Here is a 12,841-nt window from a genome sequence, read left to right on the forward strand (position 1 = left end):
CAGGGGACTCATAATCCCTTGGTCGTTGGTTCGAATCCAACCAGACCCACCGATAATCAGTGCGTTGTAGGTTAGTACGTACTTACAGCGCCTGCGGCAGTCCCCGAATCAGTCCCCGCTTCGTCGTCGGCACTCATGCGACTGCTGCCGCGGCGCAATACCGCTCGTCAGGTGCATGACTTCGGCGGATCACCGACGCGCCTGTCGTCACCCCATGCCACTCTTCCGCTTGATGGCGTGCCTTACAGCGCACGAGGCTAGACTCGTGGGCTATATGATGCTTCCCGGCACAATAGCTATCACGGATTACGGCTGGTATGACTTCCTTCGCCAGCGCCGGTACTGGGAGGAGGTCAATTTCTGGACCCCTCCGCTCACTGGGCGTTTCGTGCTCCCGAGTTCTCGCCGTTTCTTTTCAAATTGAAGGCGCCACACAATGCGATCGCCGGCTTCGGCTATTTTGCTCGGTACTCGGCCCTCCCCGATCGTCTCGCTTGGGAATGCTTCGGCGAGGGAAACGGATGTGCCACGTTCGACGAAATGCAGGACCGGTTGGCTGAGATCAGAAGGCGTTTCCGGTACGTAGGTGCCGATTCAGTACCTCAGATCGGCTGCATCATCGTCGTGAATGCCTCATTCTTCTCGAAAGATGAGTGGATTCCGCAGCCGAGCGACTGGCCTATTCGCACGCTTCGACCAACGCGGTACGATCTGGCGGTCGGCGAAGGGGCGCTCGTGTGGTCAGAGTGCTTAGCGCGCGTGGGTGTTGCGCCGAAGGTAATGGAGCCGACGCTCATCGGCGGGGACACGCCGCGTTATGGCGCACCGATTCTCGTCCGTCCGCGGCTTGGTCAAGGAGCGTTTCGTGTTGCAGTGACCGATGCGTACTCGCGTGCTTGCGCAATGACTGGCGAGCACTCCTTACCGGCGCTCGACGCTGCCCACATTCGTCCATTCGCGAAGGATGGCCCTCATGAAGTCCGAAATGGCCTGTTGCTGCGGGCGGATCTTCACCGCCTTTTCGAACAGGGATACTTGACCGTAACGCCCAACGGGATGTTCGAGGTTAGCAGTCGCTTCGCCGCGATTACGACAACGGCAGGAGCTACTATCCACTGCACGGCAAGCACATTGCGATACCTGCGACTGGTGCAGACCGGCCAAGTGTCGAACTTTTGCAGTGGCACAACGAGAACGTGTTCTTAGGATAGCGGCTGCCGAACCCGGCGTTGCATTCCTCCTTGCATCAGCAGAGTCACGGTAATTGCCCGGGGACATCGCCATTGGCATCGCGCCACCGGGAAGTTCCGCTTCCGGCCGTCAGAGTCGAGCGGCCAATCGGTCGCATCCAACCCGGAGCGGTCCGTCAGCGACGTCGCTGCCGATAAAGACTGACTTCGAAAGTGTGGTCTTAACCCACAGCTTGAACTGATCGATAACTTCCCGCCTTGCGACCAAATTAGGTGCCGAGTGAAATCAACCTGCGGCCCGGCTGAGTTTCATCGGTCTCCTCGTGCCGACTCATGCCCGTTGGCCGCTTGCTTCGTCATGTCGACGCGTCGTATTGTGTGCCGTCAAAACTGATCCAAGACACTTCGTATTACAGCAGATCGTAATTGGGTTTCTGGTAACGCAGGGACAGCAAAATGAAGCCATTACCGACGAATTGTCGCCTTGATGAGGTCGAACGCTGCGTAGCGATGACCCTGCATATCGACGGCACAGAACGCCAAGTGAAAATGACCGTAGAGGCGGCTCAGAAGCTATATCCGGGTTGTGATCCGGTTAAAGAACTCTCCCAGCATTCATACATTACCGATTTGTTCACGCAGCTCGCGCGGACCGGCCACAATCTCGACACGCTCTTCATCACGAGCACAATGCTGGACGATCAGGGCCGCTTGCGAAGTTAGCGGTTACGTGTACCCTGATCGCCGATTTAGCTGATGAAGACGGCGCGCGCGGCCCCCCCTGTTGGCGCGCGCATTACGCCATCCAGCAGCTCGTACCTTTCCTGCTTGCGTCTCGTCGCATATTTTCGTCTTCCTGGCGAGGGATACATGAAAAAATTAATTTCAGCACTTGCGGGACTGTTCGCCGCCGGCGTATGGGGCCAAATTCTTGGCGACCGTATTTCAGATGTCGGCGTTGGCGGAGTTCTGACCGGCGTAGTGACGTACTTTCTTATATGGTGGTTACTGCTGAATGCCGGTTGCCTGATCTGTGAGAATCGCCCGTTTCCGCGCTGACCGCTGCCGTGTCCCCACTGATAAAATTCCTCGCGCCATGGTTGATAAGGTGGCTGCAATCACTGCGCTCACGGACGCCTTCTGTGCGAAGCACCTCAACGAGGAATACCGGGTGCTGATCCGGCGGGTGGTCGGCAGCCTGGCACGAAAACGACCATCGCCCCTGCAAAAGGGCAAGGAAAGCGTCTGGGCCGCTGCCGCCGTCCACGCGGTCGGCCGAGTCAATTTCCTCGATGACCCTTCCCAGGTCCCGCACTGCAAGCCTAAAGCCCTCTCCGAATTCTTCGGCGTCGCGGAGAGCACCGCGCAGAATAAATCCAGGCAGGTCAGGGAGGCACTCGAGATGAGACCGATGTCGCCCGATTGGACGTTGCCGAGCCGGCTGGGCGACAACCCACTGGTATGGATGCTGCAGGTCAATGGCCCGATGATCGACATCCGCCAGGCCCCGGTAGAGTTGCAGCGGCGTGCCTACGAAAAAGGCCTGATCCCGTTCATCCCGGCCGAGCGCGGTGACACGGGCACATGAGCCGGATCTCGCGCCAGGCACGCCTCAGTGCTGTCGCCAGGGTTCGGGCGATGGACTTGATGCAGAAGGAGCAGCTCGCCGACGAGCTCGCCCGGGCGCAACCTCACATCTTCGCCTCTTTTTTAGTCCAGCAGCGGTTGGACGTCTCTCTGGCGAAGATGGATTTCCTGCTCGATATCCTGCTCATCGGCTTCGAAGCGATGAAGCAGTCGGGCCACATCTGGCCGCTCATCACCGAGGATGAACAGGACCGTCAGATGGGGCGCCTCGTCGCCACGCTTCGATTCGGCGATGACCTGCCACGGAGCCTTCGCGGGCGTGCACTACTGCAATACATCGAGACTCACCCGGAGAAGGACCTTCTTGCATTCGTGCGCGGCGAGACGGCAGGCTGGCTACAGCGCGTTATACCGGAAGAAACCGACAAGTTCGTCGTTCTGGCCGCACTGAATTGCGTGAACTGCATTGCCTTCATTTCGTCGCCGGAACAGACGAACTCGTGCGCCGGACGCAAAGCGACAAGGCTGTAGCGCCGAAGCGGGGCAGGACCGCGAAGCGGCTATAAGCTGTATCAATTCGCCCATTGCGGCAAACGACTGCGAGAACTCTCATGCACTACGACGACGAGCATGCTGAAAGTAGGATCCGGTGCCAAGGCTGCGGCACGGTGACCGCCGCCTACGATGTGGTCAGCTACGGCTCCATGAAGGGCGGCTACCGGCAGCTTTGCAGCCGATGCTTCAACGCGGAAGTGGCAAGCAGGCAGGGTCTGGAGCACTTCGAAAATATCCATTTCGATGAGCTTGTCATGACCGATTGCGCTGGGGAGGCGCACACGTTCCATTTCCGCACGCGGCTGCTTGGGACGATGGTCGCTCTGGACGCATTCGAGCTCGAGCGCGGGGAGCCGGCGGGCTATCAGTTCGAGATTCTCGGCGAACCGGAAGGCGATCTTCTATCGCTTCTGGGGCGCCTGGTCGAGCGGATGCGTCGAACTCTGTCCGTCAAGCAGCTGGCTCAGGGCACGCATGATCTGCAAATTGCAGGCAAGACGGTACGCGCCCGAATCGACTATGACGGAGCGAATGATGAGCGCATGCCTCTGGTCGTAATCGATGGGCGGGATGTTTCGTGGGAGGAATTCGGGCGGATGCTCATGACTTTCGAGGGATGGCAGTTCAGGATGGAGATCGCCGATCGCAGCGAAGAGATTTGAGGCACCGGGTGAACGCGCATGCAGTCTCGCCGATCAGTGCCCGGTAGCCGCCACGGCCGTCCCGCGAACGCAGGGAAGTCTCTACGTTCAGCCTGGTTGGTAATGTTCGACCCCTCTCCGGAGCGCGAGCCGCAGGAGCCCCATGCTAGCCCAACTTCCACAGTTCGAAGGTCGGTATTGTGGAATATCAATGACTTAGTGTTGCGAGTCGCCACTACATTTCAGTAGTGTGTGGCGGGCGCAGGCGCTCCGGCAGGGTGAGACCGAGATGCTGTAGAAGGATCGCCTGTTCGCGATCCGGGCGCACCACGCAACGCAACCGTAGCTCCTTGCACGAAGCCTCAGCGAGCGGCAGTACGATGTCTGCGGCATGAATGCGTGAGAGCTCGGTGAGGATCGTACGGGGTGCATCACCGAGGCCGGCGCGTGATTGCCATTGCTGCAGCGTCTTCCACATCGCGTACGCAAGGAAGCACACGAGGATGTGCGCTTTGATGCGCTCTTCCTTGTGGTGCCAGATGGGGCGGATGCATAGATCGGACTTCTGAATACGGAATGCCGCCTCGGCTTCGCTCAGTTGGACGTAGGTCTTCCAAAGCTCTTCATCGGACCAGTCGTGGATGTTGCTGCGAAGAATGTAGGTGCCTTCGCTCACGCCCGCCCAGTCGTCCCACTCGGGACGCGCGCTCCATTTGAGCCTCAAGCCTGCCGGCGCGATTTGATCTTCGGTGATCGAGATCGAGTAGCGGCTGGCGGCACGCGAATTCCTTTGTAGCAGCCGCCCGATCTGGCGCTCGAGCACGCCGCGATCGAGCGCACGTTTACTCTTCGCGATGCGCCGGGCGAGCGAGTCGAGCCCCTCCTCGATCTGCCGAGAGAAGCGGCTGTGCATCGCCTTCTCTTTCTCCAGCCGGCTCGCCGAGCGACACAGCAGGAAGGTTTCGCTCCCCTCGGGACCGCGACACACCTTGATCTCGACGTCTTCGCGAATGTGGCGCCAGTCGTTTTTATCAGCGAGTTCGCGCGACCAGCGCTTCAACTCCGCACGCGCTGTTCCGATCACGTAGCGCCGTCCCGTGTCATTGAGCCAGGCGATGTTCTCCGCGCTTACCATGCCGCGATCCATCACCCACACGCGCTTGGCTTTGCCGAAGCGCCGCTCCATGCCCGCGACGATGTCCTTCACCGTGGTGACATCCGGGACGTTGCCCGCGAAGATCTCGTAGCCCAGCGGCATGCCCTCGCGCGTGACCACCAGCGCAATGTTGACCTGCACGCAATCGGGCCGGTGATCACGCGAATAGCCACGTCGCGCGATGTTCGAGTCGGCGACACCTTCGAAGTAGGTGCTCGTCACATCGTAGAGCAGCAGATCGTAATCGAGATCGAAGAGCTGGCCCAGTCGCTTCACCAGGTGCTGCTCGATCGCCTCCTTGTGCGGCAACAACCGATCGAGCGCCCGGTAGAGCCGCTCGTCATAGATGTCTTCGCTCTTCACCCCGAGCAGATCTTCCAGTGCAGTGGTTCGATACCAGCGCTCGGCCACGTGCAATTCACTGGAGGGCTCGCACAACCGGCCAATCACCAGGATCGCAATCACATCGGCCCACGCCACCGCTTCGCGACCGCGCGGCATGAGCGCGCTACACAGTTCATCGAACTTCAGTGCCCGCCACAACAGCCAGCCCAGCCACACCGCACCGAAGCTACGCGCGTGCTCCAAACGAACCTGATCAAGCTTGACCGCAACTGCCGCGCTCGCCTCATCGCGTTCAAACAGCCCGCGCTGCGCAAGCACCGCGCCATCGCCTGAAATGCTGCGTGCCAGCGCCGCCGCACGTGCACGTCCCTGTGCATCCAGCTCCCCCAGCTGCGCTACGGTCTCCTGCACCACCTTGCGACCGCGGCGCACCGAGCGCACCAATTGCCAATACACGTGCGTCTTGCCGTCTTTGCGCCGCGTCGTGTGTCGCAGATACATGGACACACATTCTCACGCGCACAATGCTCGCGGCAATCCACTTGGTCGCCACTACACGCGCTTTTTCGATCGTTCACGCAAAACCAGACGCGGCACATGCATCTGGCGAGACCTTCTCACTCTGAGCGGTGGTTGTTGCGGTCGCGCCACAGCGCGCCCGCTTTCGGCACAAACACTACCGAACTGTGGAAGTTGGGCTAGGGGACAACCATTCGTGCGGATCTCGCCCGACCCCGCGTTAGCAGTAGCTAACGATCCAGCCCGATAACGGCCGGAAATGGATGCTTACCCACCGCCGTGCGCTGCGTGCGCAGGAGGCGCAGCACGCGCATCGGCCGTGGATAAGGCGCTCCCTCTTCGTCGCCCCCGATTCTTATGTCGAGAACGTCGATGGCGGGCGCCAAAGTCAGCGCTTGCGGACAAAACAACTCTCGATAAGAACAAGTTATTGATAGTGCGTTGAATGCCGTGTACGCGCCACCGTCTCGATTCCAAGGAGTGCAATCGGCCAGGAGCGGTCCTCCGGCCCGCTGCGCGGAATCAACGCGAGTCTGCTAGCCTAGCCGTATGCGCAAAACCCTCTGAGGCACAGGAATGATCGACAAGGCGTTCTTGCCTGATCGGCGCGGCATCGAAATCGCGTTGGACCAGCTGCTTGCATGGCGCGAGCGACGCGCCGCCACAGTCGCAGAGTTGCCCGGGAGCCTGCCAGAGTTGGGCATCGGTGAGGAGGCAGCCATTGCGCAGCTAGCCCCCACAGTTCTTGGTTACGCCCAGAGGCTCGACGCCCGCACCGCATTCGCTCACATGGATCCGCCGACTCCCTGGCTCACCTGGGCGATGACGCTTTGGAATGCCTCGCTGAATCAGAACCTGCTCCATCCCGAGACAGCACCCGTTGCCAGAGACATGGAAGCGCACGTCGTTCGCTGGCTTGCTCCGTACTTCGGAATGGATGGCGGGCACATGGTGCCGGGATCCACCATTGGCAACCTCACTGGTATTTGGGCGGCGCGTGAAATCAGAGGCGCAAAAGTGGTCGTCGCCTCTGACGCTGCACATCTATCTGTTCGCAAAGCGGCCACCCTGCTGGGCATGCAATACCGCGCCGTAGAGACGGACGAGCAAGGTCGGATGAACACCGGGACGCTGGGCGATCTTGCCCAGTCATGTCTGGTCCTGACGGCGGGCACGACCAGCGTCGGAGCGGTCGATCCGTTGGATGCCTCCGGCGCGGCAGCGTGGACACACGTCGATGCCGCGTGGGCCGGTCCGATGCGTCTCAGTCATCGACATGCCGATGCACTTGCTGGCATAGAGCGCGCGGATTCTGTTAGCGTTTCCGCGCACAAATGGCTCTTTCAGCCCAAAGAATCGGCGCTGATCTTTTTCCGCAATACACAACTTGCACATTCGGCGATCAGCTTCGAAGGTGCTTATTTGGCGGAACCGAACATTGGACTACTCGGCTCGCATGGTGCGACCGCCATCCCGCTGCTTGCCATGCTCTATGCCTGGGGGCGCACCGGCATAGCGGAGCGAATCGAGCGTTGCATGGAAGCCGCAGCGTCGTTTGCGGCGGCACTTCGTGCGATGCCCGGAGTCGATGTATTTGATCAGCCGACCACCGGCGTCGTCGCTTGGCGCTCACAGCGAACATCGACAGAGTCATTACGCGAGCGCCTGCCTGCTGGATCGACCTCGGTGACACTGATCCACGGCGAAAAGTGGTTGCGAAACGTCGCCGCGAATCCGAACGTGGATCCGATTGCATTGGCAGAGCGCGTTAAAGAAATGTTGGATCAGGTCTGAGGCCGAGCTGAACATCGACAGGCAGTTTTTTAACACTCTCACCCTCATAGACCGCTTCGGGTTTATTGTGTTGAAGAACTCGGAGCGCACTCTCGGCTAAGCGCGCTGCGATCCATCAGACATGCCGCGCCAGGATTATTTAGGCTTACCGCGGCGCAAATGCTCTTCAACTGATCGCCATTTCCGCTTTTCCTACTGGCATCAGCCATTTCGCCATTCGTCGTAGGTTCTGGGCAGTTGCTGCCAATAGGAACTCATCCCGCGCACCGCTAAAGCCGCGTAGCCGTAGCTTATCCAGCCGAAGAATGCGTTTGAGGTGGGCGAAGAGAATCTCGACCTTCTTACGATCCTTCCGCGACTGCCGATATCCTTCTGTTGCAGCGATTCGCCGGGCCTCATCGCGTGCCCGCTCGTGGATGCTTCGCGTGATTTGTCGGCACCGCATGTTGGGGCAGCATTGTTGTTTCAGCGGGCATGGCGCGCAGTCGAACTGACTCGCACGGTATCGGATCGTGTTTTCTTTGGTGATGCCCGTGCGCGCGATCTTGAATGGGCGCCGCAGAGCCCGTAGCGCCTTGCCAGCAGGATATCGATATTCGTTGGCCTGCTCGTCCCACATAAAGTCGCTCGTCTCGAACGTGCCGTCCGCCCGATTTGATTTGTCCCAGACAGGAACGTGCGGCTCGATCTGCTTCTTCTCCACTAACCAGCCGAGCATCGCTGCTGTCCCGTAATTGGTGTCGGCAACGAAGCGCGTTGGTTTTAGTTCAAGCTTAGCCTCCACGCGCTCGATCATTGCGCGTGTTGCTTCAACCTCTGCCGTTTTATTCACCGCCGATGCCTCGACATCAACGATGATGCCCGCATCCAAGTCGATCAGGTAATTCGTGGAATACGCATAGAAGGCCGGTCCGCCCGGCGCGGCGGTCCACGTCGCAGCAGGATCGGTCAGCGAGACGTTCTTCGGTGTCGTTACGGCCGCATTTGCCTCCTGCAACCCCGCCAAGTACTCGCGTACCGCGCGAGACGCCTCATCTTGCTTGAACCAGTTGACTGCGTGCTCACCTGGCACGCCACGCTGGCGTTGCGCATCAGCTTTGACGATGCTCGCGTCAGCTGCGAAACCTTCTCCGCGGACCAGCCCCTCTGCCATGCATCGCTGCAAGACGCTTTCGAATAGATGCCGCAAGACGCCGCTCTCTCGGAAGCGGCCGTGCCGGTTCTTCGAGAAGGTCGAGTGATCCGGCACCGGCTCAGACAAACCCAAGCGACAGAACCAGCGGTAGGCGAGGTTTAGATGCACCTCCTCACACAGACGGCGCTCAGAGCGAATGCCAAAGCAGTAGCCTACGATCAGCATCCGAATCATCAGCTCCGGATCGATCGACGGCCTGCCAGTGTGACTGTAGAAAGGCACGAGGTGCCGACGCAGTTCGGTCAGGTCGAGGAAACGGTCGATGCCGCGCAGCAGGTGATCCGAAGGAACGTGATCATCGAGATTGAAGGAATAGAACAGCTGGTCTTGCGCGCCGCCTGTTCGACCCATCATTGCGTCGCCTCCCGAAAGCGTCAGGCCAGCATACCGAGATCGGGCGAATTTTTGTACTAGTTTTTCAACACAATAGGCCAGAACCGGACATTCGACTACGGGAAGAAATGGGCGACGATATAGGCTAAGCGACGTAGCCTGGACGCGCTCGCAGCGAACCCCATGAGTTCGTGCTCTCCATTGCACTCGATATTGCCACGCCCTCCTTGTTGATCTTGATCTGGAAGATTTCGGACAAGCCCGCCCTTCCAGACGACGTTAGTTGGAGTGCCCGGCTGCCCGACACACATTTGAGCCATCCGAGCTCCAATAGACGATCCAGAATCCGAGCTCCGACGAGTCCCTTGAGGTGATAACGACGCTCGCTCCAGTCGAGACAAGGCTGGCAGAAAATCCGCCGAGTCCTCGGCCTCAGATCAGCGCCGAACGCGGAAAGGAAGCGCCCGCCCGAAGACGTCACCTCACCGCCTTCATCGGTGAGTACGATGTGTCCCATGCCCACAAGTGCATCGGTAACAGCGACTCCTACCTGGCCAGCCAGGTGATCGTAGCAACTACGGGCAAAACGGAGTGCATCGTCGTTTGCTGACTCCGGCTGACGGCGGGGCGGCACCTCTATGGCGGCGACGACCTTGATGCTCTCCAGCATTGACGCGACCAGCGGGGATGCGATCCGGTAATAGCTGAAGCGGCGTTCGCGAATGACAGTCAAAAGCCGCGCGGCAACCAGCTTGCTAAGGTGGCCGCTCGCCGTCGATCGAGAGACATTGGCGTAGTAAGCAAGCTCTTTAGCCGTCAGCGACCGGCCGCCCATAAGGGCGCCAAGCATCGTCGCTCGCGCAGTGTCACCCACGAGAGCGGCCACTTCCACCAGATTTAGATTTTCCGCCGCGACCATCTTTAACCCTATCGCTGATACCGGAAGCATGTCAATCAAAAACAGTTCGGCGTGGGCCGAACTGTTTGCGCGGGACAACTGCGAACCTCTCGGCAACAATGGCCGGGAGAAATTCTACCGCTTCGTCGTCATCGAGGAGCTTCGAGAAGGCGGTCGCCTGCCACGAATCCGCCGAGTACCCTGAGGCCGCGGCGTACCGCAAGAAGGACGGTGCGAGCGAGTTAGAGATCGTAGTGGTTGAGAGCGTCTGTGACCTCTCCGCTCGTTAACAGCAGGAGGAACGCATCATGGGAATGGCGGCGGTAATCCACGAGAAAGGCGCACCCGACAACTTCGTGTGGGAGGAGATCAAGGTCGGGTCTCCCGCGCGTGGCCAGGTACGTCTTCGCAGCACGGCCGTGGGCGTGAATTTCGCTGATACGTACCATCGAGCAGGTATCCCGCACCCGATGATCGTCGGCGATCCGCCGGTTGTCGTCGGTTTCGAAGGAGTTGGCGAGATCGAGGAGTTGGGTCCTGGCGTCACCGGGTTCTCCGTCGGCGAACGGGTTTGCACCTGCCTTCCCCCAATCGGCGCCTATAGTCAGGAGCGCCTTTACCCGGCTGACAAATTGATTAAGGTTCCAAAGGACTTGCCATTGGATGACGTTCAACTGGCAGGACTAGTCCTGAAGGGGATGACCGCGCAATATCTCCTGCATCGAACGCACAAGGTGCAGCCGGGAGATTACGTTCTGATCCATGCGGCTGCTGGCGGCATGGGCCATATCCTTTGTCCTTGGGCGCGGCATCTCGGAGCCACTGTCATCGGTACCGTTAGTACCGACGCGAAGGCCGAGATCGCTCGAAATCTCGGCTGTCATCACGTTATCAACTACTCGACCGAAGACTTCGTAGCTGTCACCCGTAAGATTACGGACGGAAAAGGCGTAGACGTTGTCTATGAGTCGATCGGTAAGGACACGCTGCAAAGGTCACTCGACTGCCTGCGGCTGGTCGGTATGTGCGCAGCCTACGGCCAGGCGTCAGGCGTTCCTGATCCGATCAACCTCATCGAAGATCTGGGCGTTCGCGGGTCTCTCATTATCACCCGTCCCGCGCTTTCGCATTACATGTCGAACCGAAGCGAAATCGACGCCGGAGCAAAATCCCTCTTCGATGCCGTCGCAAAGGGGGTGGTAGCGAGCTACGTTGTCAAAACCTTTCCACTTCGGGAGGCTGCAGCCGCGCACAAGTTCATCGGCGGGCGCAAGACAACGGGCTCGATCGTCATGCTTCCATTCGAGTAAGCGGTCCCAATTGATGTGGGGCCTGTGGCCTTCGACGCACTCACTCCACAGAAAGGAACATCATGTCGATCATACGCCACGAAATTAGACAGATATCAGACGAGAATCGCGGTCAGCCGATCATCAGCCAGGCCGTCATCCACGGCAACGTCGCCTATTTCGCCGGCATCACCCCCAACCCGATTGTCGGCGATATCAAAACCCAGACTGCTCAAGTGTTGCGACGCGTCGATGAGCTTCTCAAGCTCGCGGGAACCGACAAATCACAGCTGCTAAGCGCCCAGGTCTGGATCGCTGACATGCGTCTGTTCGAAGATCACAATTCTGTTTGGAACGAGTGGGTCGATCCGGTAAACCCTCCGGCGCGGGCTTGCCTCACGACCGACTTTTGGCGACCTGGGATGCTCGTTGAAGTTATGGTGATCGCGGCCGTGCCATGAAGCGAATGTGATGCGTTAGAGACGATTTGGAGGGGACCCAACGAATGTCCGCTTGGGTCGAAAGCCGCCCAACTGGCCGCCTGTCGATCACAACGAGTTATCGGGAGTCGCCGCCCCGGGCAGCTCGTAAGCTGCGTCGCCCAAAAGATATCCCCACAGCAGGTGACGGTACTGGTCTAGATGGAGTGCTCGTAGCCTGCAAATATCACCTCTCCGCCAGAGAACAAAACTAAGCAGGCTGGATCCTTGAGGAGAAGCGGGGTCAGCTCGACGAATGGTCCGAGATTCTCGCGCCCTCGCGCCCTCGCGGGTCAGGTGGGTGCCTAACCTAACGAGCCACGGCCTAATCAGGCAATTCAGTTTCTACAACCCAGGGCTTAAGGATCTGCATAGCGCGCGCGTTCCGGCGCCTCTCGGACGCCGTCGAGCCCACGTCGGCATGCTGAATAAGCTGTGCGAGGCCTCGTCATTGGCGAAGACCAGCGACACGCACGCACTGATCAAATCGGGAAAAAAACGTCGACGAGGTGTTTTGTTCACCTTTCACAAGCGCACACCGCCAATCGTGCTCTTCGAGCCAAAGTCCGGCTGAGATCGTAGCTTCCCCGCGCGGGCATCGAACTGGTCGCAAGAGCCTCCTCGTTCGTCGACGTCGCGGAACCTATATCGACCTTCGCTTCTCACCAGACGACCTATCATCGATAAGTAGCAATTAACGTCGCTTAGTGACCTGTCCCGGAGGTGCTGCAAAGTCCTCGCGCGCAGCAACGTGTGAGGACGCGGAGAAAGCATCACGCAATGGGAGTTGATGACATCGCATGCGCACGTAGATTGGTTTGAGGTTCAGTCGGTTCAAACCAATTTCGTGAACCCCCTAG

11 protein-coding genes and 1 pseudogene are annotated in these 12,841 nt (G+C 59.3%); 9 read left to right on the forward strand and 3 right to left on the reverse strand.

All coding sequences use genetic code 11. From position 1 onward, the window contains the following. The first annotated feature begins 277 nt into the window (after window positions 1-277). The 6 genes and pseudogenes from GEV05_27605 to GEV05_27630 all read left to right on the forward strand — a co-directional run bounded on the left by GEV05_27605 (window position 278) and on the right by GEV05_27630 (window position 3,994). Window positions 278-1,211: pseudogene (locus GEV05_27605) on the forward strand (HNH endonuclease). 435 nt (window positions 1,212-1,646) lie between these two features. After that, a complete protein-coding gene (locus GEV05_27610) occupies window positions 1,647-1,913 on the forward strand; it encodes a hypothetical protein (protein MPZ47063.1) in 267 nt (88 codons plus the stop codon). A 147-nt stretch (window positions 1,914-2,060) separates the two neighbouring features. Then, window positions 2,061-2,249: a hypothetical protein gene (locus GEV05_27615; GenBank protein MPZ47064.1), complete on the forward strand. Its 189-nt coding sequence runs from the start codon at window positions 2,061-2,063 to the stop codon at window positions 2,247-2,249. A gap of 37 nt (window positions 2,250-2,286) precedes the next feature. After that, entirely contained in the window at window positions 2,287-2,778 is a 492-nt protein-coding gene (locus GEV05_27620) for a hypothetical protein (GenBank protein ID MPZ47065.1), read from the forward strand. Window positions 2,779-2,915: 137 nt separating this feature from the next. Then, window positions 2,916-3,308 (forward strand): hypothetical protein, encoded by a 393-nt coding sequence (locus GEV05_27625; GenBank protein ID MPZ47066.1) that lies wholly within the window; start codon window positions 2,916-2,918, stop codon window positions 3,306-3,308. 80 nt (window positions 3,309-3,388) lie between these two features. Further along, window positions 3,389-3,994 carry a hypothetical protein gene (locus tag GEV05_27630; protein MPZ47067.1) on the forward strand — a complete coding sequence of 202 codons (606 nt, stop codon included), beginning with the start codon at window positions 3,389-3,391 and terminating at the stop codon, window positions 3,992-3,994. Window positions 3,995-4,208: 214 nt separating this feature from the next. On the opposite strand, the gene GEV05_27635 is transcribed toward GEV05_27630, so the two are convergent. Then, window positions 4,209-5,975: an IS1634 family transposase gene (locus GEV05_27635; protein MPZ47068.1), complete on the reverse strand. Its 1,767-nt coding sequence runs from the start codon at window positions 5,973-5,975 to the stop codon at window positions 4,209-4,211. Window positions 5,976-6,569: 594 nt separating this feature from the next. Here GEV05_27635 and GEV05_27640 point away from each other — a divergent pair. Further along, on the forward strand, window positions 6,570-7,787 hold the full coding sequence (locus GEV05_27640; GenBank protein ID MPZ47069.1) for an aspartate aminotransferase family protein: 1,218 nt from the start codon (window positions 6,570-6,572) through the stop codon (window positions 7,785-7,787). Between the two features lie 166 nt (window positions 7,788-7,953). Here the strand turns inward: GEV05_27640 and GEV05_27645 are convergent, their stop codons facing one another. Then, window positions 7,954-9,336: a transposase gene (locus tag GEV05_27645; GenBank protein MPZ47070.1), complete on the reverse strand. Its 1,383-nt coding sequence runs from the start codon at window positions 9,334-9,336 to the stop codon at window positions 7,954-7,956. A gap of 124 nt (window positions 9,337-9,460) precedes the next feature. Beyond that, window positions 9,461-10,234, reverse strand: coding sequence for a helix-turn-helix domain-containing protein (locus GEV05_27650; protein MPZ47071.1), 774 nt, complete (start codon window positions 10,232-10,234; stop codon window positions 9,461-9,463). Between the two features lie 287 nt (window positions 10,235-10,521). On the opposite strand from GEV05_27650, the gene GEV05_27655 reads away from it, so the two are divergent. Together GEV05_27655 and GEV05_27660 are read left to right on the forward strand one after the other, a co-directional pair. Then, window positions 10,522-11,523, forward strand: a complete 1,002-nt coding sequence (locus GEV05_27655) for a zinc-binding dehydrogenase (GenBank protein MPZ47072.1) — start codon at window positions 10,522-10,524, stop codon at window positions 11,521-11,523. Window positions 11,524-11,585: 62 nt separating this feature from the next. After that, the gene (locus GEV05_27660; protein ID MPZ47073.1) at window positions 11,586-11,963 is read left to right on the forward strand and encodes a RidA family protein; all 378 of its coding nucleotides are present in this window, start codon (window positions 11,586-11,588) and stop codon (window positions 11,961-11,963) included. Window positions 11,964-12,841: the final 878 nt, after the last annotated feature.

It is taken from the genome of Betaproteobacteria bacterium, from assembly GCA_009377585.1.
In the GTDB taxonomy this organism is placed as follows: domain Bacteria; phylum Pseudomonadota; class Gammaproteobacteria; order Burkholderiales; family WYBJ01; genus WYBJ01.